The organism is Pseudomonas sp. S2_A10 (assembly GCF_054668465.1).
The window spans coordinates 430,722-454,460 of record NZ_CP162773.1 but is presented as its reverse complement, the minus strand read 5'-3'; the positions used below and the strand labels follow the sequence as shown (position 1 = coordinate 454,460).

Sequence of the window (23,739 nt, the reverse complement as noted above, 5' to 3'; positions counted from 1 at the left end):
GAGGGATTCACCGACTTGAACGAATTGTCTTGAATCCATAATCGATAAGGTTTTTCAGGTCGATGCATAACGCCAGACACTTCGGTCGGCCCCCTCTCCCAAAGGGAGAGGGGGCTGATTGGGGGGATATTGGAGGGATTCACCGAATTGACCGAATTGTCTTGAATCCATAATCGATAAGGTTTTTCAGGTCGATGCATAACGCCAGACACTTCGGTCGGCCCCCTCTCCCAAAGGGAGAGGGGGCTGATTGGGGGGATATTGGAGGGATTCACCGACTTGAACGAATTGTCTTGAATCCATAATCGATAAGGTTTTTCAGGTCGATGCATAACGCCAGACACTTCGGTCGGCCCCCTCTCCCAAAGGGAGAGGGGGCTGATTGGGGATATTGGAGGGATTCACCGACTTGAACGAATTGTCTTGAATCCATAATCGATAAGGTTTTTCAGGTCGATGCATAACGCCAGACACTTCGGTCGGCCCCCTCTCCCAAAGGGAGAGGGGACTGATTGGGTGGATATTGGAGGGATTACCGACTTGAACGAATTGTCTTGAATCCATAATCGATAAGGTTTTTCAGGTCGATGCATAACGCCAGACACTTCGGTCGGCCCCCTCTCCCTCCGGGAGAGGGCTGGGGTGAGGGGCTTTTGATCTTATTCGAGCATCTTGCTGAGCAACCAGCTCCCCGCCGGCCCCGGCGGATACAAGCGCGACCACAAGGCGTCGACAAACACCGGTTTCGGCCAGCCGCGCACGTCGAGCTCTATCAGCAAATCATTGGCATAACGCTGCACCAGCCACCGTGGCAACGGTGCCCAGCCAAAACCCTTTTCAGCCATTTCCAGCAGCATCAGATAACTCGGCGCCGACCACACCCGGCCTTTGCCACGGCTGTCATACGGATTGACGATGGTTGCCAGGCGCAGCTCGCGATGTTGCTCGAGAATCTGCTGATCGACATGCTCAAGCTTCGCCAACGCATGCTCACGGCTGACGAACAAGGCAATCTCCGTGCGCTCGGCCACCGTCGAGGTCACAAGGTCCGGCGGGTAGCTGTCCTGCATTTCCGCGAAGGCCAGATGCGCCCGGCCACGCTGGACCAGTTCGATCAGGTCTTCGCATTCGGCAATCAGGCATTCCAGCTCAAGCTCCGGATAACGCTGCTCGAAACCCACCAGTGCCGCCTCGAAACGATACGACTGATAAGTGTCGGAAATCGCCACGGTCAGCTTCGGCTCGACGCCCTGCGCCAATTGCCGTGCGCTCATCTCTAGGCGACTGGTGGCGGCCAGAATCGCCTCGGCTTTCTGCAGCATCACGTGGCCGGCGGGGGTGAGCGTGGGCTTGCGGCTGCTGCGGTCGAACAGCTGCAGATCCAGATCGATCTCCAGGCTTGCCACTGCCGCGCTGATGGTCGACTGACTGCGCCCCAACTTGCGCGCCGCCGCTGAGAACGAGCCTTGCGTCGCTGCCTGGACAAATGCCAACAGCACTTCCTGCGAAGCCATGAACTATCGCCTTGATCGATGGTTATTGGTTATGAAGTATCGGTATTCAGTTGGATCATGGCAACCATCGTCAAACAAGGAGTCAGGCCATGACCGCCCACAAGTCGCTCACCGAACGTGTTTTCCAGGCTGTTGGTTTCGAGTTTCTTGCCATCCTCATCTGCACACCGCTGCTCGCGTGGATCATGCAAAAACCGCTGCTCGACATGGGCGCGGTCACCGTGCTGATTGCGATATTGGCACTGGCGTGGAACGTGGTGTTCAACCGTTTTTTCGACCGTGCTCTGGCGCGGATGAATCTGCCGCACAACGCCTGGGTGCGGGTGGTGCATGCGCTGTTGTTCGAAGGTGGACTGATCGTGATGGGCGTGCCGCTGATAGCCTGGTGGCTGTCGGTCAGCCTGTGGCAGGCGTTGTTGCTCGACATTGGCGTGTTGCTGTTCTTCCTGCCGTACACCTATGTCTATCACTGGGGTTATGACGTACTGCGCGAGCGCTTCATGACCCGCCGCACATGTGAAAGCTGAGGTAAACCTGTGGTGAGGGGATAAATTCCCTCACCACAAAGGTGAGTCATCGCACACAAAGTCAGAGGAACATGCCGCCGGATGCCTCGACCCGCTGACCATTGATCCACTGTCCACCCTCTGACAGCAGCAGCGCCAGTGCACCGCCAATATCATCTGGTTGGCCGACGCGACCCAGCGCAGTGTTGCTGGCAACCATCGCGTTGACCGCGCTGTTATCGCGCACCGTGCCACCGCCAAAATCGGTTTCAATCGCGCCCGGCGCCAGAACGTTCACGCCAATCTGCCGCGCACCCAACTCTTTCGCCTGATAACGCGTCAGCACTTCCATCGCACCTTTCATCGCCGCATAGGCGCCGTACCCCGGCAGGCTGAAGCGGGTCAGGCCGCTGGAGATATTGACGATGCGCCCACCATCATTGATCAGCGGCAGCAGTTGCTGAGTCAGGAAGAACGGTCCTTTCAACTGCACGTTCATCAGCAGATCGAACTGCTCAGGGGTGGTCTCGCTGAACAGCGCATGCACGCCGACCCCGGCGTTGTTGATAAGGAAGTCAAAGCGCTGGCGCTGAAAAGTCTGTTCCAGTGCTTGTTCAACCTGCTCGGCAAACGCGGCGAAGTTTTCGCTGCGGCCGACGTCCAGTTGCAGCATCGCCGCGTTCGCGCCGCGTGCCTGTAATTCGCTGACCAGAGTTTGCGCCTCGTCGGCGCGGCTGTTGTAGGTGCCGATGATGTCGATGCCTTGCGCGGCGAGGTGCAGGGCGGCGCTGCGGCCCAGGCCACGACTGGCGCCAGTGATCAGTGCGATTTTGCGGTTCATGCTGACTTCCTCGATTGCGTTGAGTGGGGATGGAAGAAGTTTATTTATCCGCCCTGAGGTGATAAACACGGCAAAAGCGGAATCACTGATCGGCTCAGCCGAACAATCACCGGGGCTTGTCATGAACAAACTGGAACTGCTGCGCACCTTCGTCCGGGTCAGCGAACTGTCGAGTTTCACTCTCGCCGGTGAAAGCCTCGGCCTGCCGCGCTCCACGGTGTCCGAACAGGTGCAGGCGCTCGAAGCCTTGCTCGGCACGCGGCTGTTGCAGCGCACCACGCGCAAGGTGCAGGCCACTCAGGATGGACTGGTGCTGTATGAGCGCAGCAAGGATCTGCTCTCGCACATGGATGAAATCGAGGGGCTGTTTCGTCAGGACGAGGCGTCGCTGACCGGGCGTATTCGTGTCGACATGCCGAACATCCTCGCGCGACGGCTGATCCTGCCGCGCCTGCCGGAATTCATGGATCGCCACCCGAATCTGCAGATGGAAATCAGCAGCACCGATCGCCGTGTCGATCTGCTCAGCGAAGGTTTCGACTGCGTGTTACGCATCGGCGCGCAGCCGGATCAGTCGGTGGTCGCCCGGCATCTTGGCGACTTCCCGATGGTCAACTGCGCCAGCCCGGCTTACCTGCAACGTTACGGCGTGCCGCAGACCATCGAGGATCTGGCGCAGCATCGGCTGGTGCATTACGTCGGCGTACTGGGCTCGCGTTCGGAAGGGTTTGTCTATGAGGAGGGTGGCGAAGTGCGGCGCGTGGCGATGGCCGGCAGTGTCACGGTCAACAGCACCGACGCCTATGAAGCGGCGTGCCTGGGCGGCTTCGGGCTGACCCAGGTGCCACGTACCGGCATGCAGCCGCATCTGGAAAATGGCGAACTGGTGACAGTGCTCGCGCAATACACCGCACCGCCGATGGCGATTTCCTTGCTGTACGCACGGCAACGGCATTTGCCGCTGCGGGTGCGGGTGTTTATGGATTGGCTCGGCGATGTCGTTCGTTCAACGCTCTGACTTCTCACCTTGGCCAGAACTGTGGGAGCGAGCCTGCTCGCGAAAGCGCCATGTCATTCAACATTGATTTATCTGACACACCGACTTCGCGAGCAGGCTCGCTCCCACAGTGAGGGCTGTGTTGTGTGTGGGATTTGCGCTCAGTAATCCCCACGCTTGCGAAACGCCCAACGCCCGGCAATCACGGTGAACGTCGCCACCAGCGCGACCAGCACCCAAAATCCATGCGGGTCCTGCGACAGCGGTACACCCCCCACATTCATGCCGAAAAAACCGGCAATGATGTTGATCGGCAAGGCCAGCACCGTTACCACCGTCAGGGTGAACAGCGTGCGGTTGCTTTGTTCGTTGAGGTTGGCGGCGATCTCTTCCTGCAGCAATTTGATCCGCTCGCCGAGGGCGGTGAGGTCGTTGATGATCAGCGCAAACTCCTCGGTGGATTTGCGCAACTCCTTGACGTCCTCCTTCTGCAACCACGGCGGCGGACGATTGAGCAGGCGCAGCAACGACCCCGGTTCCAACGCCAGCAGCCGTTGCAGTCGCACCAGCACGCGACGGTTGGCGCCAAGTTCGGCGCGGTTGGTCGACAGGCGTGAAGACAACAATTCGTCTTCGACCTGATCGACACTCAGGCTGGTCTTGCGCACGATCTGCGTCAGCACCTCACCTTGATCGCGCAGCAGATGCACGAGCAATTCCGAGGGCGAGCGAAAGCACTCGCCGGCCTTTACCGACGAGCGCAATTTATCTACCGAATGCAGCGGTTGCAGGCGCGCGCTGACGATCAGTTTGCTGCGCACGCAGACCCACAGCGTCGACACGTCGGAGGAGACCATGCTGCTGAGGTTGAACACCACATCGTTGACCACCGCCAGCAGCGCCGAATCGACATGCTCGATGCGTGTCGAACGCGAACCTTCGTGCAACGCCTCGAAAAATTCCTCGGGCAATTGCAGATGACTTTTCATCCAGCGCTCGCACGCGGCATGGGCCAGGTTCAGGTGCAGCCAGAGGAATTCGCCACTGTCGCTGTCGTCCTGCAAACAGCGCAAAGCCGTCGCCGAATCGATCTCGCGACCGCGCTCCCCGGGCAGAAAACGAAAGCCGTAGAGCAAGCCAAACAGGTCCGGGTCGCGATGGCTGATATCGAGGCTGTGGTTCATGGCGGCTCGCTGCGAGGAGGGTGTCTGGGGCAGGATTTTCAGGTTCACCGGAGCGGCATCATCGCAAGCTCACATGACCGTTTTGTGACAGCAAAATGACGGCAAATCAAAGCGTTACCGGCTGTCGGAAGTTTCTCAAGGAAGGCTCTGGCGCGCCGATCTCAGGTGAGTTAGGTTGCGCGCCATTGGCCTATGGCCATGGTACGTCGACAGGGAAGTCCGGCCATTTTTCACGTCCGTTCGGGCGTGCCTCATCCCTGCTTCGAGTACCTTGCAATGCTGCAAAAATCCCTGAGAGCGCAAATTCTCGCCCTGTTGAGCGGCAGTCTGCTGGCGATATTGTTGATCGCGCTGGCCTGCTTTCATTTCCTCTCCAACGGCGTGCAAAGCTATAGCCAGTTGATCGCCGGCCCGTTGCACACTTCGCAACTGATCGATGAAGCCAACCTGCAATTCAAGGTGCAGGTGCAAGAGTGGAAAAACGTCTTGCTGCGCGGCAAGCAACCAGCGGACCTGGCGAAATACTGGAGCCAGTTCGAAGAGCGTCAGCGCGACGTGCAGAACATTCTCGGCGAACTGGCCGGCCAGAAAGGCATCGAGGCAACTCTCAAATCCCGCATCGAACGCTTGCGCGAAGAGCATCGCCAGTTGGGTACTGCCTACCAGAAAGGCCGCGATGCCTACGTGGCTGCCGGTGGTGATCCGAGCGCCGGCGACGCTGCTGTCAAAGGCGTCGACCGCGCCACCAGCGAGCAGATGAGTGCATTGGTTGCCGAGCTGCGCGAGCAGGGCACCGCGCAATCGGCGTTGATCAGTGCCAGCGCTGAGCGCACCGTGTGGCTGGGGCTGTTGGTGATGCTCGCGTCAGGCTTGTTGATCGGTCTGCTGAGCCTGTGGCTGGTCAGCCGCAACCTGATCGAGCCGATCCGCAACCTCATCGATTACGTCACCCGCTTGAGCCGTGGCCAGTTGGCCGAACGTGTTGTCAGCGAGCGTCGCGATGAACTGGGCAACCTCGCTGCCGCAGCGAACACTCTGCGCGATTTTCTGGCGGACACCTTCACTCGCTTGCAACGCAGCGCCGGTGATCTGGACAGCGCCAGCGGCGAGTTGAACGCCATTGCCACGACCATGGCCGGCGGCACCAGCGAGCAATTCAACCGCACTGATCAAGTGGCCACGGCGATGAACGAAATGTCCGCCACGGCCCAGGAAGTCGCCCGTCACGCCGCCGATGCCGCACGTGCTGCCGACGATGCCGATCAGTCGGCGCAGCAGGGTGAAAAGGTCATGCAAACCACCATTCACTCGATCACGCAGATGCGCGGCGAAATCGCCAACACCGCCACGGTGATCCGTCGACTGGAAGCCGACAGCGGTCGTATCGGCAAGGTGCTGGAAGTGATTCGTGGCATCGCCGAACAGACCAATCTGCTGGCGCTCAACGCGGCCATCGAAGCGGCGCGGGCGGGTGAGGCCGGGCGTGGTTTTGCCGTCGTCGCCGATGAGGTGCGCAACCTCGCTCAGCGCACGGCGGAGTCGATCATCGAGATCAACCAGATCATTCAGAACGTGCAGACCGGCGCTGTCGATGCCGCGCAGGCTATCGAGAGCGGTCAGGCGCGCAGTGATGAAAGTGTCGAGCAAGTCACCCAGGCCGGCGCGATGCTGGAGCGCATCACCTTGGCGGTGGAGGCGATTCGCGACATGAACCGTCAGATCGCCACAGCGGCAGAAGAGCAGACTTCAGTGGCCGAGGATATCTCGCGCAACCTGACTGAAATCACCGCGATTGCCAGCACCAACCTGGACAACGTGCAGCGCACCGAAAGTGCCAGTCAGAATTTGCATGGGTTGTCGGGGCAGTTGAATGAGGTGACGGCGCGGCTCAGTGCCTGATTTTGGCTGGCGGTTTGTCAGCCCCTCACCCTAACCTTCTCCCAGAGGGAGAGGGGACTGACCGTGTTGATTGTTCGAGATTCGCCGACCTGAAATGCCGAGGCGTACTCAGGCTGGTAGTCGTTTGTGATGGCTTTTTAATTTTGAGGCGTACTCAGGCTCCGAAATTTCCCCGATCTGCTCCCTTTCCCCCTCGCCCCCTTGGGGAGAGGGCTGGGGTGAGGGGGTAAAGTTTTCACTGACAACTCATCAACAAAGCCAAACGCAAATCATAAAAAAACCGCACGATCCTAAATCGTGCGGCTCTTTAACAGCGGTCTATCAAGTGTCTTGCTTGTCGCTCAGCACTTTACCGGTGGTGGCATCAAAGTCCACGTCGAACTCTTTGCCGTCAGCAGTTTTAAGTTCAACTTCATACTCATAACCATTGAAGTGGTTATCCAGGTCGGTGTCGGTAATCGTTGCGCCCGGGTGCAGTTTCAGTGCTTCGGCGTTCATCGATTCCAGCGACTTGATCTTGCCGTCCTTGACCAGTTGCGGGATCTGGTCGATGCGAACATCAGCCTGAGCCAGGCCAGCGGTGAGGGTCAGGGCAGCGGCGGTAAACAGGGCAGTCAAAGTTTTCATCGGTTCATTCCTTGGCAGTGCGTTGAAGTGGTTGATCTGTGTAAGTGGGTTCAGATTAACCAGCGCAACTTAATTCACCCTTAAATCTCTGCTTCGCGATAAAACTGCTCTTTGTGGGAGCGAGCCTGATCGTGAAGCAGGCGACTCGATAACAAGTCAGAAACCGTTCTTCTTCAAAACATCGTCAATGCTGCCAGCCGCCGGACGCTTATAAAACTTCAACAGTTCACTGGCGCGGTTGGTAAAGATGCCGTCGACACCCGCTGCCATGACTTTTTCGTAGTCCACCGGCTCGTCGACCGTATAAACGTGCACCAGCATGCCCTGATCGTGGGTGTACTGATTCATCCATGGCTGCACCAGGTCGGAGTAACTCTGATCACCACCATGAGTCAGCTTCGCCGAAGGGCCGGTGCCGATCGCGCCCTGGGCTTTGGCGTAATCGACCCATTGCTTGAATTCCGCTTCTGACTTCGGTTCCTGCTTGCCGTAGAAAACGTTTTTGTCTTTCTCGCCGGACGCGGCAAACGTCACCGCAGATTTAGGCTCGATGCTGCCTTCGCCGACCCACAACAGCAGGATCTTCGGCACTTGCGGCATTTCCTTCTCCAGCAATTGCAGGCTGTTCTTATCGAAGGTCTGCAGGATCACCTTGCCTTTGCCCTGACCGACGCCCAGCGCACTTTTCGCCAGTTTCGAGCCGGCCGGACTGAGCCAGCCGCGATCCTGCAGTTTTTCCTTCAGGTCATGTTCGATGCCGGGAAACAGCTGCGGCTCTTTGGTTTCGATGTACAGGCCCGGCTTGTGCTGCGGGTTGGCGCGGGCGATGTCGATGATTTCATCGAGGGTAAGAATTTTCAGTCCGGCGTAGGAAGGTCGCGCGCGATCCGGGTATTTAGTGTTGAACCAGCTGCCGGCATCGAGGGTTTTCAGTTCGGCCATGGTGAACGCGGTGGCCGGGCTGTCCTTGCGCTCGGGGAATTTGCTGGCGACGTCGGTGGTGCGTTGCAGGTTGTCGTCGTGCAGGGCGAAGAGCACGCCGTCCTTGCTGCGCTGCAAATCCATTTCCAGGTAATCGGCGCCGAGGTCACGGGCCAGTTTGTAGGCCGCAGCGGTGGATTCCGGGGCATCGAACGACGCGCCACGGTGGGCAATCACCGCCGGATGCGGAATGCCATGGGCGGCAGCGATTGCCTTGGGCTCGGGGTGGCTGGCGGCATGCGCCTGACCGAGGCCGAACAACAGACTCAGCACCAGAGCGCTTCGGGTAAAAGTGGCAGGCATGGTCGAGTTCCTTTCGCAGGTTTTTTTCGAGACGTACCTTTTAACAATTGACGCGCCGCAGGGCTATCGCCAGACCGACATAAAGCGAGCAAAACGGAAATTTCCTGCACTTTTGTGGCGCTGTTTGCAGTACGCTTGCCCACGGCATATGCCCCGGCAGAGGGCGCGCCGCTACATTGCCCTGCGTGTAAACCATCATCATCTTTCGTGAGGTTTACCATGCGCATCACCTCCCAACTCATCTGCCAGGCCGCCGACGATCTCAAAGGCTTCGTCGGCCTCAATCGCAAGACCGGCCAATACATCGTGCGCTTCAGCGAAGATTCGTTCGGCATGGACGTGGCCGACGACGGCATCATCCCGGCCAGTGAATTCGTCTGGGCGAGCGCGTCGGAAACCACCATGACGCTCAAGCGCGAGTTGATTCAGTTGCTGCTCGATCAACACATCGACGACCGCATCAACATCACCGAGCCGTTGCGGGTTTACATGAGCAAGGTTGAAGTGCCGGAGATTGTGGCGGTGCGGAGTCTGGTGCGCGGTTGAGGTTTTGCTGTGTGGTTGCGGGCCTCTTCGCGAGCAGGCTCGCTCCCACAGGGATTTCGTGAACGCCACAGATCCAATGTGGGAGCGAGCCTGCTCGCGAAGGCGGCCTTAGTTCTGGCACACGTGAGCGTGCAACTCGCTGGTCAGGCTTTCGATGCGTTCGGTGAGGGTTTTCGTCATTTCGGTAAGGCGGGTGTTTTGTTCCAGCAATGCCAGCAATTGCGCGGAATTCTTCGCCGCCTCTGCCTGACGTTCGGTATTGGCCAATGCCAGAGCTTCGCGGTGCTGCGCATCGGCGTCGGCCTGCGCTTTGTCGCGCGCGGCCTGACGGGTTTGTGCAAGCAGGATCAATGGCGCGGCGTAGGCCGCCTGCAGGCTGAAGGCCAGGTTCAGCAGGATGAACGGGTAGACGTCGAATTGAGTCACGCCCCATACGTTGAGGCCGATCCATACCGCAACGATCAAGGTTTGCGCGCCAAGGAACAGCGGCGTGCCGAAGAACCGCGCAAAGGCTTCGGCGCGCAGGGCGAAGGCATCGTTGCCGAAGGTCGTATTCAGGTGGGCGTGGGGGCGGTGGAAGCGCAGGTGATCGATGGGAGCGTTGGATATTCCGGGTTTTTCGTTATTCATGGGGCACTCGGCGGGGCTTGGGACGTGTCGTCACTATAGCTCTGCGTGGTGGCGGCCGACCTTCGCGGGCTGCCCACGAAGGTTGCGACTCGTCCTATCGACCCTGCACAAACCTCAATTCGGCACCCGCTCATTGGCAAACATGCTCACCGCATCCACCGCCTCACTGGCGCCATCGCGAATCTGCAGAATCACCGTGCCGGCCTGATTGGCCAGTTCCACGCCTTCTGCGGCGCGGTCGCGGGTGCCTTGCATGCTCTTGATCGCCTGCCGTGTTTCGCTCTGGATCAGACTGATCATGGTGGAGATCTCGGCGGTGGAACCGCTGGTGCGCGCGGCCAGTTGCCGTACTTCATCGGCCACCACGGCAAAGCCGCGGCCCTGTTCACCGGCGCGCGCGGCTTCGATGGCGGCGTTGAGGGCGAGCAGGTTGGTCTGATCGGCGATTGCGCGGATGGTGTTGACGATGGCGGTGATCTGCTCGGAGCGGTCACCCAGTTGTGCGATCAGCGTTGAGGACTGGCTGATGTCCTCGGCGATTTCGCGCATTTCGCTGGCAGCCTGTTGAATCACCTGCGTACCTTGCTCGGCGACTTTTCGCGTCGCTACCGAGATGTGGTAAGCGGTGCTGGCACTGCGTGCGTCCTGCTCGTGTTGCTCGACACGGGCGGTAACGTCAGACGCGAACTTCACGACTTTGTACAAACGCCCCGAAGCGTCGTAGACCGGGTTGTAGTTGGCCTCCAGCCAGACGATCTGACCGCGTTTATCCACGCGCTCGAACTGCCCGTGGAAGAACTCGCCCTGATTCAGGCGGCGCCAGAAATCCTGATAGGCGCCGCTGTTGACCAGCGCCGGCGTGCAGAACAGGCGGTGATGCTGGCCCTTGAGCTCTGCGAGGCTGTAACCCATGCGCGTGAGAAAATTCTGGTTGGCGGTAAGAATGTTGCCGTCGAGATCGAACTCGATCACCGCCATCGCGCGATCGATCGCCTGCAGCTTGGCGTTGGCCTCGTTCTCCTGCTGCACCTTGGCGGTGACATCCATCGCGTACTTGACCACTTTGATCACCCGTCCCGACGCATCCTTGATCGGGTTGTAACTGGCCTCCAGCCAGATCGGCTGGCCCTTGCTGTCGACCCGTTCAAAGGTGCCGGACTGGAACTGACCGTTTTTCAGGCGCGACCACAGCTCAGTGTATTGGGCACTGCGACCGAACTCAGGTGTGCAGAAATGCCGGTGCGGCTGGCCAATCGCCTGGGCAGCCGTGTAACCCATGGTCTTGAGGAAATTGTCATTGGCACGCAACACCACGCCATCAAGATCGAACTCGATCACCGCCATCGAACGGTTGATCGCTTCGAGCATCGCAGCTTGGTCAAAAACGGTGTGTTGCAGTTCAGCGAGGGCGGCTTTCTGGCGATTGAAAAACATGCTTGCGATACTCGGGAAGTGGGGAAAATCAAAAGGATTCAGTCCCTATTCCTGCGCCGGCAAACCGAAATGCACAGGCGGCATTCGGTGGTGACTGCTCAATGCCAACGTTCCGTTACTGGCAGATGGCTACTTATACAAAACTTAATAAAGTTGTACAAGAAAGGAATTTTTCGCGAGGTTGTATAACTTTTTACGAAATTAGTTGTACACGGCTCGACGAGCCGGTGATTCACCGCTGATACAGTGCCAGGAACATCTCCAGCGCCGACTCGGCAACTGCATTCTGCGCGTCTGGATCAAGGGCCGCGCGACCCAGCGAGATCTGCGGCCAGAACGCGAATGCCTTGAGCAAACCTTGTACTTGATGCGCGGCAAATTCCGGATCCACCGGTTTGAGCCGTCCGTCGGCTTGCGCCGCGCGTATCCAGACGGTCAGGCCTTCCTCGCGCTCGCCCATGCGCTCGATCATATTCTGCGCACGTTCAGGGGAATGAATGGTTGCGGCAATCGCCACCCGGGCGAGGGTGAGAAAATTCTCGTCAGCCATCATCTGCACTTTTTCTCGCAGCATCAGGCGCAGCTGCTCATGCAGCGGTTGCTCGCGGTCGTAGCGCACCGATGGCTCGGCGATGATCCGCGCCCACAACTGATTCAGGATCTCGGCGAACAGCTCTTCCTTGCTGGGGAAGTGGTTGTACACCGTACGCTTCGACACGCCGGCCGTAGCGGCGATCTTGTCCATGCTGGTGATTTCGAAACCGTGGGCACGGAATTCGGCGATCGCCGCCTGGATGATGGCTTCGCGTTTGCGGTCAGTGAGGCGTTGTGGAGCGGTCATGAGCGGGCTTCGGCAGAGAGGAATGAAATTACACTCGGCAGTTTACTTGGCGTCGGCTTTGATGCAACCTAGAAACTACACCGCTCAGTGTAATGTTGCGTTAATCCTCGCACCTTACAAACCAGAGCGTTTGGCCCTAGCGTGCAGCTTGGCCATTTTCATTTCCCGTGGAATACCGTGCAGCACACGGTTTTTCGGAGTCGTTCAGTCATGGCCAATCCAGTCTCTCTCCCGGATAACACTCCCACACCTGAAGCCTCGCGGCAGGATCAAGGGCTGTTTCGCAATCATGCGCCGGTGCAGCGCGAAGGGCTACGCAAAATGCTGCGGATCATGTGGAGCATGATTTTCCACAAACCGCGCAACACCCGTCCGACCGCCGCCATTCCTGTGCAGCCGCTGACCCGTGAAGATCTGCTCGCAGCGCCCAATCACAGCGTTTACCGCTTGGGGCACTCGACGCTGTTGCTTAAGATGCGCGACAAATTCTGGATCACCGACCCGGTCTTCGCCGAGCGCGCCTCGCCGGTGCAATGGGCGGGTCCGAAACGTTTTCATCAGCCACCGATCAGCATCGACGAACTGCCACCGATCGAAGCGGTGATCCTCTCGCACAACCATTACGACCATCTCGACTACGAAGCGGTACTCAAACTCGCCGCCAAAACCACTTACTTCCTGACTCCGCTGGGCGTGGGCGACACCCTGATCAAATGGGGCATCGACGCCAGCAAGGTGCGCCAGTACGACTGGTGGCAGGGCACCGAAATCGCCGGTGTCCGCTTCATCGCAACCCCATCGCAGCACTTCTCCGGCCGTGGCCTGTTCGACGGCAACAGCACGCTGTGGGCGTCGTGGGTGATGATCGACGCCGACACACGAATCTTTTTCAGCGGCGACAGCGGTTACTTCGACGGCTTCAAACGCATCGGCGAACAATACGGCCCGTTCGACCTGACCCTGATGGAAACCGGCGCCTACAACGTCGAATGGCCCCACGTGCACATGCAACCGGAAGAAACCCTGCAAGCCCACATCGACCTCAAGGGCCGCTGGCTCTTCCCGATCCACAACGGCACCTTCGACCTGGCCATGCACGCCTGGCACGAACCTTTTGACCGCATCCTTGCGCTTGCATGGGAACGCAGTATTGCGATTACCACACCGCGGATGGGGGAGGCATTCAACCTTGCGCATCCACAACGGGGGAGTGCGTGGTGGATGGCGGTTGAAGAGGAGAGTGATGCGGTGGTACAGAACGCATGAATCCGTTCAGTTGGTGAGGGGCGTCCCCCTCGCCAGCTTAATCAGCCATCGCAAAATCCCCACGCCCCACCGATTCCCCTGCCATACCCTGCGCCCTGACACTGCGCCCCGGTGCGAACCCCGGAAAGAACACCAACCCCTGCGCTTCAAACCGATAAGCCAGTGCCAGTCTCGCGGCGTCCGCTACGTCCTGCTGCGCTTCGAACCGCTGGATATCTGCCACCGCCACCTCGGCCTCGCGCGACAGTTGTTCAACGCTCCAGCCCAGCATGGCGCGGGCCTGGACGCAGTGGGTCGGGGTGAACTGGAAAAGGGCAATGCGTTCGAGGACGTGGTTCATCGCAAGAGAGGCCATGGTGTGCTCCGGGCTCAAAAGTGCTGATTGAAAATGTACTGTGTTTTTGTACAGTTGTTTTCGGCCGGGATCAAACGCATTTTTCAAATTTGCCTAGTTCGTCGGCTCCAACCAGACGGACGGTGCCTGTCCCAGCACACGCCGAAACATCGTCGAAAACGCCGCCGGGCTCTCGTAGCCGAAGTCCAGGGCAATCCGCGTCACCGCTTCCCCCGCCGCCAACCGTGCCAACGCCTGCACGACGCACGCCTGCTGGCGCCACTGACGAAAGCTGAGCCCGGTCTGCTGCCGAAACAATCTGTTAAAGGTACGCAAGCTTATGTGTAACTGATCGGCCCAATCCTGCGGGGATTGATGGGTATTGGGCATGTTCAGAAAGGTCTGACACAGACTGAGGAGCTTTCCTTCGGCGGGCATGGGAATGTGTAGGGCAAGGGGCGCGCTGCGTGCCAGTTCATGCAACAGTAAGTTGATCAGCACACCGTCGCGTCCGCCCTGGTCGTACATCAGTGGCACGTCCACCGCGTCCATCAACAAATGCCGCAGCAGCGGCGACACGTTGAGCACTTGGCAGTCCGGCCCCAATTCCACGTTTCCCGGCTCGATATACACGCTGCGCGTGCTCACCCCGAGCATCAATACCTCATGGGCCACGCCCGGCGGAATCCACACTGCGCGTTGCGGCGGAACCACCCAATTACCGTTCTGAGTGCTGACCTGCATCACGCCGGTGGCGCCGTAGAGCAATTGCCCACGGCGATGCGTATGAAACGGGAGTAGGTGGCCGTGGGAATAATCGGTACCGATGGCCACGACCGGGCGAGGCGTATCATCGAGCTGATTGATCGAAATATTGCGCATCAGGCGTGTTCCAGCGATTGGCGTAAACGCGAACATTATTGGCCCAACTACTGAAGCCGGCCAGTGCATCACGCTCTAATGTCCTGGGCTCCCCCGATCCTGGACGCCCACCATGTTCTACCTCCTGCTTACGCTGTTCGGTTGCCTCACCGGCATCAGCGCCGTGCTCTTCGGTTTCGGCGGCGGCTTCGTAATCGTGCCGCTGCTCTATCGCATGCTCACCGCCAGCCACGCAGCAGACGACCCCATCGCGCAATCGGCCATGCACATCGCCGTGGCCACCTCGACCTGCGTGATGATCGTCAACGCCCTGATCGCCACACGCAAACACCAACGCGCCGGCAATCTGCTCCGGGACTACCTCTGGCCATTGGGCGGGTTTATCGGCGTAGGCGCGGTCGTCGGCGCCATCGCCATCGCTGCGATGTGGGTCAGCGGTCAAGTGATCCGCTACGCCTTCATCGCCTACCTAGGCGTGACCATCGTCGATTGCCTGCTGCGTCGCGGATTTCTCACCCAGTCCCAGACGACAATCCCACGGCGACTGACCACGACGGAAACATCCGCCGGCGGCGTAGGCATCGGCGCCATCGCGACCTTCCTAGGTGAAGGAGGAAGCATCATGACCGTTCCGCTGCTGCGCCGCTGCGGGCTGAGCATGTCGCAAGCGACGTCCATGGCCAATCCGCTCAGCGTGCCGGTAGCGCTGGCCGGGACGCTGACGTACATGGCGCTGGCCGGTTTCACCGAGGCTGATCTGGGGGGTTGGTATATCGGGTATGTCGATGTGCTGGCGTTTGCGCTGCTGACGGTTGGTTCGTTGCTGGGGATCAGATTGGCTGCGCGGTGGATTGGGCGGATACCGGATCGGGTGCATGCCTGGATCTATATTGTTTTGCTCATCGTGGTGCTGCTGAGCATGTCGCTCAAATGAATCGTTGATTGACGCGGGTGAAAGAAATCAGAATCGGCGGCAGAGCGTTGCCCTCCAGTCTTCAGCAGAGAACCAGGATGTTGATCTTCAATTGCACCGAAGCCGCCAGCAAGTTTTTCAGCCGTGTTCATAAAGGCCAAACGATCACGCCGGTGGACACCAAACCGCCGTCATCAGTTATTGAGGATGATGAGCTGAACGGCGCGGACGAACAGTGGTTGGTTCATGCGATCACTGTGCAGCGCAAACATGCGTTGTTGGTCCTGCACATCAAAACCCGCTATTGCGTGATCCTGGCTGATGCCAAAAAGGCCGACGCCGAAGGGTTTGTAGCGTGGTTTAACGAGCGTTGGCGCGAAGGTCTGATCCGCGATGCAATCAATCATGACCTCATGCAATGGGTTGATGCGGGGACAATGACCGATCGTCTCGAGCTGAGTCGCGAGTATCGTTTTTATCGCCGTGGCCATCGCAGCGCACAAAAGCACATCGAACAAGTCGCCTGGTTTTTCGAGGATTGCGCGGCAGAGTGGGGCTGTTTGCCCCAAGGCGAACGTGCAGCTATCGGTTTCGATGCGCGGATGAACTCGCAAATTCGAAACACCAAGGACCGAGAAGATTACTTTCGCCCCGATGAAGAAATGCTCGCTCATTGGCTGCGCCAGTATTGCGGAGTGGAAGATCTGGGCGTTCAGGCTGCAGTTGAGCGACGCAGGGAGGCGGAGCGGGAGATTCGAGCGTTTGAAGAAGGGGCACGCATCAACTGAGCGTCATTCCAACCCCGGCGCTTCACGAATAATGAAGTGATCCAAGTTCTCGATATTGGCATTGAAGACCTCGAAAGGCTTTTCGGGGTTTTTCTTGCCGGGCACCTGCTTCAACTCCGGCGTTACGCCATAGAAGAAACAGAACAACGCCTTGTCGCTATCCACCGCGTGCTTGATCTCTTCCAGAAACGCCTTGCGCTTGCGGTAGTTGTCGATCAGCTTCTTGTTCAGATAAACGCTGACCGGATACGGCTTTTTCTTGTTGTCTTCGGGCTTCTTGAACCAGACCTTGTCCTCGAAATCGATACGAAAACTGGCACTGTGGAAGTCCTCGATCTTCTTGATCCGCCCCCAGTAGATCAGCCCCTTGTTGTCCGTCAGATATTCGATCTTCTTGAAGAACGAACTGTACGGCGCCGTATGCTCACCAATCTTCAACGGCATGCGCTTGAGCAACTCCTTGTCGGCGAAGTTCGAAACAAAACACTCCACCGGATGCGCAAACACACTGGTCTTATCCGGCGCCGACTCACGACCCGCCGACTCTTTACCACTGTCCGCCGCCACCCGCACCGGATCATCCCGCAACACATCCGCCGCCCCCGCTGGCGCGACAGGCTTGCGCACATACTCACGCCGGGTCAGTAACAACTCCGATGGGAAGTGTTCCTCACGCCCGTCATCCACCTCGCCATCCGCCGTCTCAACGCCAGACGCTGAAGCCTTCAAACTCACATACGGACAACCCGCCACATGCTGCGTAGTGGGCAGATTCTTGAAGTGCGGCGTGCGCACGTAATTCACGTTCTTGGCGTTGAACGTGCCCAGCTCGTTGGAAGCTTCGAACGCCGAACGACAGGCATCGTTGGGGCACTGGAAGTGTTCCTTCGCGGAATCAAACGCCACCGTCTCATCGAAATTGAGATCGCGAACATCATAGATCGACAACTTGTCGTCGAGGCTGAGGCAGTAGGCGAGATCGAATTTCATGGTGGGGCTCGGATCCTTGAGTGGGGGAGGGGTATTAATAGCGGGAGGCGGCGCGGGTTGCACTGATTGTTTTCAGGATGATGCGGAATCTGTGGGAGTCAGCCTGCTGGCGATTGATGGCATCAACCAGATTTCACGGCCGAGCGAGGGCAAGCCCTCTCGTCACATCGTTTTTCGGTTCGGGTACTCACGCTTCAACCGTTTAACCCTGTCATAGAGCGACTCGGTGAACTCCTTGCTGTCATTCGAGTGATGGCAGCGCCGATGGCAGTTCGGACAAAGAGCTACAGCGTTGCTGATTCGATCAGAACCCTTATTCGCCAAATGCCTCACGTGATGAACTTCAAGGTAAGGAGAGTCATTTTTAGTGAATGGAGCCGGTTCACCGCACCCTTCACATATCCCTTTGGCTTTCTTACGGACCCAGGCTCTAACCTTCGGGTCACGTATAAATGCAGTGCTTTGGGCGGGAGCGCGCTTCGGCTTCACAATCCCCGCAGGTTCGTCTTCAAGAGGCAGTTTCTCTAGCGCCAGAGCTCTCTGCTCTAGTGCTTCTTCATCCGCAGTCGCAACCGTTGGATCCCCAAGCGTCACCCCTTTGGCAATCAACACTGCTCGGATGGCTGGCTCAACGTTAGTCCCAACGTTTCTGGCTGGCTTGTACCCTTTGATGTGTTCCCTATGCATTCTCAGCAAAACGGCAGAGATGTTCTGCATGCGGAATTCAACTGAGCCTTCAGTGCGGTTGTGCAACGCAGATGCACGCAGCACGCGATTCTCATGCGCCTTGTTGAATTTTTGGCCGATTCGCTCAAGCTCAAACATCTTCAGGTAGGCATCAACCGCTGCCTCAATCTCAGCAACAGTCCAGTCAGTGTCTTTTTTCTTGTCGCTCATAAAATCGCCGAGGGTCGAAAACCCTCGGACGATACTGAGTGGCCATCACGGCTGTCTAGGAAAATTCTTACAGTTAATAGCGAAGAATCTCTCGAGATCCGACAACCACGTCGCTAACCCATCGAATGCTTCGAAGACTGAAACACCTGCGCAATCCTCCGCCACCAAGGAACCGATGCAGTAGCGCGCCGTTGGGACTGATCGTTCAACAGGTAGGGCATATCCCGAAGCCTAATCCAGCTCTCATCCTGCCAATGCAGCAGGCTAAGCGACATTTCGGGCCAGTTCAGCAAACTCAACATCGGCTGATCTGTATTTACCGAGCGTTCCGCGTCGCGCAACGTCGGCACAACCAGATGAGTAAGCCACTCACGTAACAACCGATTTTCCGGGACATAGTGATACACAAGTAGCGCATATACGCCGGACTCGCTGAGCATCAACAGCTTTTCAGGCTGCCGGTAATAATCAATCCACAAAAAACGATGTTGATCTTTGTCCAGCTTGGCGACCATGCGATCACTGAGATGGACGCCCATCAAGCGACCGATGTCGCGGACGCTGAACCATGGTTCGCTTTCGTGAAGGAGGCCGTGAAGATAAAGGCTATGGCGGATAAAAACTGTGGGGGTGTGTGACTCAGACATGAGCAGCCTCCCGAACAGGAAGCATAATTTCAGCAGTAAAGCTGTAGGCGTTTTCCTTCATATAGAAGGGAAAATACGTAGGCATATCCATTACCTCTACTTGATAGCTTTCTTAGGGCTAAGGCGCCGGGAGTTAAGAAACCCCAAGTAGAAGGCCGGACATATTCCCCTTACGGGTCTTGTATTAGCCCACTCCCGACATGGCAGAGGTGTTTTGTGTCCACGATAAATCCATAGGCACAAAAAAGACGCATCTTTCGGGAGCGGCCAGGCCGCTACTTGAGGCGTTTCTTAGGCACCGGAAACAAAAGCCTATGGGCATTTGTTCTCGTGGTCAAGAGCTAGATTTATGACTGAATACACAGGGATAAACATACGGTTTGTAGGCCGAACGATTTTCATCGCTCGGTCTTCTTGTTTATAGTCTTTTGTTTAAAACATCAAGCATGAGGTTGATATGGTGTTTTATTTGATATTCTTTGTTCTTTGGTAGTCCTGACCATGTGCTCTGGTTCACGTGATCATCGTAAGCTTTTAAACTACTGTTCCACCCAAACTCAGCTGGCAAGCTTCTCACTTGACGGACGAGTTTGCGCGCCATCTCTAAGAATTTTGTTTCTGCGTCGCTGATGTTTCTATCAGTTTCATCGGATACGAAGTGCTCAACCCAGATGTCTGAAGTGTTTGAGTTTTTATAGGTTATATGGCTTGCCACGGCACCAGGTTTACCGCCACCCATTTCAAGTTTTTTTCCCGTAATTGTGTAATCGCCAATTGCATAGAAGTCTTTCCCTACGGATTTGTGTTTGTCCGTAAAAAACTCTTTTCCACTATAGTCTGCGTTTCGATCAAGCTTGTTGAAAAAATCTTGAGTAATTATAGTTTTGTTTTTTGGTAATTTGGATAGCTGTGCGGTGGAGATTTTGTCGTTAAGAACAACATGGAATAAAATTTGATTGAAAGTGACGTTTGTCTGTATCTCTACTTCGCTGAGAGCTGGATTGTTGTAGAGGAGTACGACGTTCTTACCTGGATACTGGTTTAGAAACGCACCTACATCTTTTTGCGTGGTCGTGGAACCTATACAGTAACCTGGTAACAGCGTTGTATGACTGTTGAATAGGTTTTGACTAACTTTTACGAAATTTGCTTGCGTTGCAAGGTTGTTTAAATATTGGTGCTGGTTTGGGTTTGTGACGACTATCAGGGGTTTTTTATCGTTTCCAAAAGCGTCCATGCAGCGATGTATACCACTAGTATCAGAAATTACCGGCTCTATGACCGGTAACAGTCCTGTCAAGTCTGTCTTTTCACTGATTAGGGATCTTAGAGCTAGTAACTCTGATGCGCGTGCGTAAAGATACGGGCTATACATATTGCTTTCCTTGCTGATATAGGTGTGGCTAATTAAATTTTTCCTCAAGTGCTGTAAGTAATCGAGCTCTTTGAGGTCTTGATAGAGGGGTGGCGTATCCGAGAACTCTTAAATGGCTAGGGAGGCTCCTCATGAAATCAACTATTTCAGGTTTGGTTGTCCGTTGACGCATTGCATTAATATAGATTTTGTGTGCTGTTTGTTTTTCAATGTCTAAGAATATTTTTTCACAGTGGTTCCTGATGATGCCATTGGGCAGCTGAATTCTTTTGCCTGTTATTTTTTCAAGGGCTGGTAGGTATTCATCTCTTCGCAGCATTCTAAATATGATTCTTTGGTCGATGTTTAAAATGTTGCTAGTCGCTGGCTTTACTTCTGAAAGACTTCCTTTTGATGTCAGTGATAATATTCCAATATGTGTGTCGGCTTTTTCAGCATAACGCCTTGCTTGCTGTGGATGGGCGACAATGTAGATTTTATCAAAGGCTTTTGTGTAGTCTGGTGTTTGGGAAGTTAATCTTCTTGGGCTGTCGAACTCGGTTTTTATCTCATATGCTGTGGACGTTCCGTTAAATACGGCGGCGTCTACAATGGAGCTTCCTACTGGCAGCTCTATAGAAAGTGCTGAAGAGCTTGGGCTGTGCCGGCCAAAAATTATGCGGTCTGCAATGGCGGATTTGTATATGTATTCATTTCTGTAATTTTTTTGAATTGAATTGTAGGCAAAAGCGTATAATTCATTAGCTGTACTAATGTATGTGTGGTCGACTTTATCTAGATAAAGTTTGAAAATGTCGCGTGGATCCTCTCCACGGGCGAGCGACGTAAATGTTGTACGATTGAGAATCCTTGCTAGGAATCGTGCGTGATCTATATCAGGTTGCATGCCGAATTCCGAAAAAATGGTGGTGATGCGAGAGCAGTCTAGCAGGTGAGAATTGAAGAGATAAGGGCATAGTCGACGAGCTGGTTGTACTGAATAGAAAATCTAAAAAAAAGGGCTACCAGTGGTAGCCCTTGAGGTGTTTCAGCGTAGCAGCGGATCAATCCCAGCTCAACGCCCCACCAGTTTGGTATTCGATCACGCGCGTCTCAAAGAAATTCTTCTCTTTCTTCAAGTCCATGATCTCGCTCATCCAAGGGAACGGGTTGGTGGTCCCTGGGTACTCTTCTTTCAAACCAATCTGCGACAAACGACGGTTAGCGATGAACTTCAGATAATCCTCCATCATCGCCGCGTTCATACCCAACACCCCGCGAGGCATGGTGTCACGCGCGTATTCGATCTCCAGCTGCGTACCCTGCAGGATCATCTGGGTCGCTTCTTCCTTCATTTCGGCATCCCACAGGTGTGGGTTTTCGATTTTGATCTGGTTGATCACGTCGATGCCGAAGTTCAGGTGCATGGATTCGTCGCGCAGGATGTATTGGAACTGCTCGGCGACGCCGGTCATTTTGTTGCGGCGGCCCATGGAGAGGATTTGGGTGAAGCCGCAGTAGAAGAAGATGCCTTCCAGAACGCAGTAGTAGGCGATCAGGTTGCGCAGCAACTCTTTGTCGGTTTCCGGGGTGCCGGTTTCGAACTTTGGATCGGAGATCGAACGGGTGTACTTCAGGCCCCAGGCTGCTTTCTTCGCGACCGATGGAATCTCGTGGTACATGTTGAAGATTTCGCCTTCATCCATGGCCAGCGATTCGATGCAGTACTGGTAGGCGTGGGTGTGGATCGCTTCTTCGAAAGCCTGGCGCAGGATGTACTGGCGGCATTCCGGGTTGGTGATCAGGCGGTACACGGCCAGGACCAGGTTGTTGGCAACCAGGGAGTCGGCGGTGGAGAAGAAGCCGAGGTTGCGCATGACGATGCGGCGCTCGTCGTCGGTCAGGCCTTCCGGGTTTTTCCAGAGGGCGATGTCGGCGGTCATGTTGACTTCTTGCGGCATCCAGTGGTTTGCGCAACCGTCCAGATACTTCTGCCAGGCCCAGTCGTACTTGAATGGCACGAGTTGGTTGAGGTCGGCGCGGCAGTTGATCATGCGCTTTTCGTCAACGGCGACACGAGCGGAGGCGCCTTCGAGTTCGGCGAGGCCTTCGGCGACGTCGAGGGAGTTCAGTGCAGCCTTGGCGCGGGCCACGGCGGCCGAGTCGTCGGCGGTGACGGCGCGGGCTTCCAGCGCTGCGGCGCCGCCAGCGTTGTCGAGGCGGTCCATGTTGGCTTCGCTTGCGTGGCCGGCGTTGGCGCCTTTCACGGTTGCGACTTCACTGTCTTCTTTATCGAATTCGTCCCAGCTCAGCATGACGTGTCGTCTCCTGCGTGAGGGCTTGTGCCCGTGTGAAACCTGAAGGGTTGGTTTTTCACACGGCCAAACAAGCCGCGTTGGATGTCGTTTTTTGCAGCGCTGCACGCAGGCAAATAAACAGAAATTTTGACGGGTTCCGAGAGCCTCTGATGGGCGCAATCAGCGTCTGGCACTGTTGCGGGGCTTCAGAATGGCTTTTGCTCCCTGTAAGGGAATATTGCTGACCCGTATGGGGCGGCATTATAGGGAAATTTTTACCGGCGTGGTGCGGCGAATCGGCTCATGGCGAGGCCGAGGAGGGGGTGGATTTCGGTCCGACCGAGGGATTACAGGGCTTTGCGCGGAATCGGCCCCGGCAGATTTTTTTTCGTTAATTTTTTGCCAGGTGGTTTTTTGTTTAAAAAATAGCCAGAAAAGCGGGTTTTTCACTATATCTAGTGTTTTGCAAGCGTTTTTCACGGCTCCAGACACAACTGAGCCCGACCGTAGCCGGGCTGGAATCGACCCTCAATGTAGCGCTGAGCGATCCGATTCGGTGCAGTCTGGTTCAGTTCGTGCAGCCGTTGCCCATGATGCTGTAGCGCAGGATGTGGCGTTGGCCTTTGGAGTCGTCGTATTCCATTTTTGCCGGTACTACTTCGCAGACATTCGGAACGTCGCTCATCGATACAACTTTGGCGATGTCCAGATGCGTGGAGTAAGTGTATTCCTCGATGACCGGTTGTTGCTGTGCGACATCAGTCGGGACCTCATCTGCCATGGCGGTTGCGCACAGACTGCTGAGGGCCAGAACCAATAAAGCTTTCATTTCTAATTCACCTTTTTGAGGTCGAGTGGGGTCACGCAACCTTTTTAGGGTTGCGTGTGGAGCTTGAGTAGTTGATGCGTTACTTGGAGCGCTGGATTAACGGCCTTCGTGGGGGCTGTAACGTTGTTAATCGCGGTTGCCTTGTTGGCGAGGTGAATTTTAGGGCGGTGGGGCCGGGGTAAACAGAGCGGGTTTTGATAAACACTTTTGGCATATTTGGTAACAATCCCCCAAACACC

The 23,739-nt window shown here is 56.4% G+C and carries 24 protein-coding genes; 7 read left to right on the top strand and 17 right to left on the bottom strand.

The window, feature by feature from the left end; genetic code table 11:
* Positions 1–659: 659 nt before the first annotated feature.
* Positions 660–1,514: a LysR family transcriptional regulator gene (locus AB4N41_RS02085; protein WP_056788010.1), complete on the bottom strand. Its 855-nt coding sequence runs from the start codon at positions 1,512–1,514 to the stop codon at positions 660–662.
* Positions 1,515–1,603: 89 nt separating this feature from the next.
* Here AB4N41_RS02085 and AB4N41_RS02080 point away from each other — a divergent pair, with 89 nt between their 5' ends.
* Positions 1,604–2,041, top strand: a complete 438-nt coding sequence (locus AB4N41_RS02080) for a multidrug/biocide efflux PACE transporter (RefSeq protein ID WP_252876768.1) — start codon at positions 1,604–1,606, stop codon at positions 2,039–2,041.
* A 61-nt stretch (positions 2,042–2,102) separates the two neighbouring features.
* Here AB4N41_RS02080 and AB4N41_RS02075 read toward each other — a convergent pair whose 3' ends face one another.
* Complete coding sequence (locus AB4N41_RS02075; RefSeq protein ID WP_252876767.1) at positions 2,103–2,861, bottom strand: SDR family NAD(P)-dependent oxidoreductase; 759 nt, start codon at positions 2,859–2,861, stop codon at positions 2,103–2,105.
* 121 nt (positions 2,862–2,982) lie between these two features.
* Between AB4N41_RS02075 and AB4N41_RS02070 the strand changes: the two genes are divergently transcribed.
* Positions 2,983–3,879, top strand: a complete 897-nt coding sequence (locus AB4N41_RS02070) for a LysR family transcriptional regulator (protein WP_252876766.1) — start codon at positions 2,983–2,985, stop codon at positions 3,877–3,879.
* 140 nt (positions 3,880–4,019) lie between these two features.
* Here AB4N41_RS02070 and AB4N41_RS02065 read toward each other — a convergent pair whose 3' ends face one another.
* Positions 4,020–5,042 carry a transporter gene (locus AB4N41_RS02065; protein ID WP_039758494.1) on the bottom strand — a complete coding sequence of 341 codons (1,023 nt, stop codon included), beginning with the start codon at positions 5,040–5,042 and terminating at the stop codon, positions 4,020–4,022.
* Between the two features lie 276 nt (positions 5,043–5,318).
* Between AB4N41_RS02065 and AB4N41_RS02060 the strand changes: the two genes are divergently transcribed.
* Positions 5,319–6,941: a methyl-accepting chemotaxis protein gene (locus AB4N41_RS02060; RefSeq protein ID WP_252876765.1), complete on the top strand. Its 1,623-nt coding sequence runs from the start codon at positions 5,319–5,321 to the stop codon at positions 6,939–6,941.
* 321 nt (positions 6,942–7,262) lie between these two features.
* Here the strand turns inward: AB4N41_RS02060 and AB4N41_RS02055 are convergent, their stop codons facing one another.
* Together AB4N41_RS02055 and AB4N41_RS02050 are read right to left on the bottom strand one after the other, a co-directional pair.
* Positions 7,263–7,568, bottom strand: a complete 306-nt coding sequence (locus tag AB4N41_RS02055) for a PepSY domain-containing protein (protein ID WP_016773566.1) — start codon at positions 7,566–7,568, stop codon at positions 7,263–7,265.
* A 156-nt stretch (positions 7,569–7,724) separates the two neighbouring features.
* On the bottom strand, positions 7,725–8,852 hold the full coding sequence (locus AB4N41_RS02050) for a glycerophosphodiester phosphodiesterase (protein ID WP_041479218.1): 1,128 nt from the start codon (positions 8,850–8,852) through the stop codon (positions 7,725–7,727).
* 219 nt (positions 8,853–9,071) lie between these two features.
* Here AB4N41_RS02050 and AB4N41_RS02045 point away from each other — a divergent pair, with 219 nt between their 5' ends.
* Positions 9,072–9,398: a DUF2025 family protein gene (locus tag AB4N41_RS02045; protein WP_460138325.1), complete on the top strand. Its 327-nt coding sequence runs from the start codon at positions 9,072–9,074 to the stop codon at positions 9,396–9,398.
* 108 nt (positions 9,399–9,506) lie between these two features.
* Here AB4N41_RS02045 and AB4N41_RS02040 read toward each other — a convergent pair whose 3' ends face one another.
* From AB4N41_RS02040 to AB4N41_RS02030, 3 genes are all read right to left on the bottom strand, one after another.
* Positions 9,507–10,028 carry a DUF1003 domain-containing protein gene (locus tag AB4N41_RS02040; protein ID WP_252876764.1) on the bottom strand — a complete coding sequence of 174 codons (522 nt, stop codon included), beginning with the start codon at positions 10,026–10,028 and terminating at the stop codon, positions 9,507–9,509.
* Positions 10,029–10,142: 114 nt separating this feature from the next.
* Entirely contained in the window at positions 10,143–11,462 is a 1,320-nt protein-coding gene (locus AB4N41_RS02035; protein ID WP_122704239.1) for a methyl-accepting chemotaxis protein, read from the bottom strand.
* Between the two features lie 232 nt (positions 11,463–11,694).
* The gene (locus AB4N41_RS02030) at positions 11,695–12,303 is read right to left on the bottom strand and encodes a TetR/AcrR family transcriptional regulator (protein WP_252868129.1); all 609 of its coding nucleotides are present in this window, start codon (positions 12,301–12,303) and stop codon (positions 11,695–11,697) included.
* 210 nt (positions 12,304–12,513) lie between these two features.
* On the opposite strand from AB4N41_RS02030, the gene AB4N41_RS02025 reads away from it, so the two are divergent.
* Positions 12,514–13,569 (top strand): MBL fold metallo-hydrolase, encoded by a 1,056-nt coding sequence (locus tag AB4N41_RS02025; RefSeq protein ID WP_252868128.1) that lies wholly within the window; start codon positions 12,514–12,516, stop codon positions 13,567–13,569.
* A 37-nt stretch (positions 13,570–13,606) separates the two neighbouring features.
* Here AB4N41_RS02025 and AB4N41_RS02020 read toward each other — a convergent pair whose 3' ends face one another.
* Together AB4N41_RS02020 and AB4N41_RS02015 are read right to left on the bottom strand one after the other, a co-directional pair.
* Complete coding sequence (locus tag AB4N41_RS02020) at positions 13,607–13,924, bottom strand: helix-turn-helix domain-containing protein (protein WP_056788034.1); 318 nt, start codon at positions 13,922–13,924, stop codon at positions 13,607–13,609.
* Positions 13,925–14,017: 93 nt separating this feature from the next.
* Positions 14,018–14,785, bottom strand: coding sequence for an AraC family transcriptional regulator (locus AB4N41_RS02015; RefSeq protein WP_056788036.1), 768 nt, complete (start codon positions 14,783–14,785; stop codon positions 14,018–14,020).
* Between the two features lie 112 nt (positions 14,786–14,897).
* Between AB4N41_RS02015 and AB4N41_RS02010 the strand changes: the two genes are divergently transcribed.
* Together AB4N41_RS02010 and AB4N41_RS02005 are read left to right on the top strand one after the other, a co-directional pair.
* On the top strand, positions 14,898–15,719 hold the full coding sequence (locus AB4N41_RS02010; protein WP_252876762.1) for a sulfite exporter TauE/SafE family protein: 822 nt from the start codon (positions 14,898–14,900) through the stop codon (positions 15,717–15,719).
* A gap of 77 nt (positions 15,720–15,796) precedes the next feature.
* Positions 15,797–16,486, top strand: a complete 690-nt coding sequence (locus AB4N41_RS02005) for a DUF6933 domain-containing protein (protein WP_252876761.1) — start codon at positions 15,797–15,799, stop codon at positions 16,484–16,486.
* A gap of 3 nt (positions 16,487–16,489) precedes the next feature.
* Here the strand turns inward: AB4N41_RS02005 and AB4N41_RS02000 are convergent, their stop codons facing one another.
* The 7 genes from AB4N41_RS02000 to AB4N41_RS01970 all read right to left on the bottom strand — a co-directional run bounded on the left by AB4N41_RS02000 (position 16,490) and on the right by AB4N41_RS01970 (position 23,500).
* Positions 16,490–17,476, bottom strand: a complete 987-nt coding sequence (locus tag AB4N41_RS02000) for a hypothetical protein (protein WP_252876760.1) — start codon at positions 17,474–17,476, stop codon at positions 16,490–16,492.
* 162 nt (positions 17,477–17,638) lie between these two features.
* A complete protein-coding gene (locus AB4N41_RS01995) occupies positions 17,639–18,373 on the bottom strand; it encodes an HNH endonuclease (RefSeq protein WP_095181518.1) in 735 nt (244 codons plus the stop codon).
* Between the two features lie 113 nt (positions 18,374–18,486).
* Positions 18,487–19,020: a BRO-N domain-containing protein gene (locus AB4N41_RS01990; protein ID WP_095181519.1), complete on the bottom strand. Its 534-nt coding sequence runs from the start codon at positions 19,018–19,020 to the stop codon at positions 18,487–18,489.
* A gap of 418 nt (positions 19,021–19,438) precedes the next feature.
* Positions 19,439–20,395 (bottom strand): sce7725 family protein, encoded by a 957-nt coding sequence (locus AB4N41_RS01985; protein WP_252876759.1) that lies wholly within the window; start codon positions 20,393–20,395, stop codon positions 19,439–19,441.
* Between the two features lie 28 nt (positions 20,396–20,423).
* Positions 20,424–21,281, bottom strand: coding sequence for a sce7726 family protein (locus AB4N41_RS01980; protein ID WP_143497988.1), 858 nt, complete (start codon positions 21,279–21,281; stop codon positions 20,424–20,426).
* Between the two features lie 157 nt (positions 21,282–21,438).
* A complete protein-coding gene (locus tag AB4N41_RS01975) occupies positions 21,439–22,689 on the bottom strand; it encodes a ribonucleotide-diphosphate reductase subunit beta (RefSeq protein ID WP_016773579.1) in 1,251 nt (416 codons plus the stop codon).
* A gap of 550 nt (positions 22,690–23,239) precedes the next feature.
* Positions 23,240–23,500: a DUF2790 domain-containing protein gene (locus AB4N41_RS01970; RefSeq protein ID WP_024014021.1), complete on the bottom strand. Its 261-nt coding sequence runs from the start codon at positions 23,498–23,500 to the stop codon at positions 23,240–23,242.
* Positions 23,501–23,739: the final 239 nt, after the last annotated feature.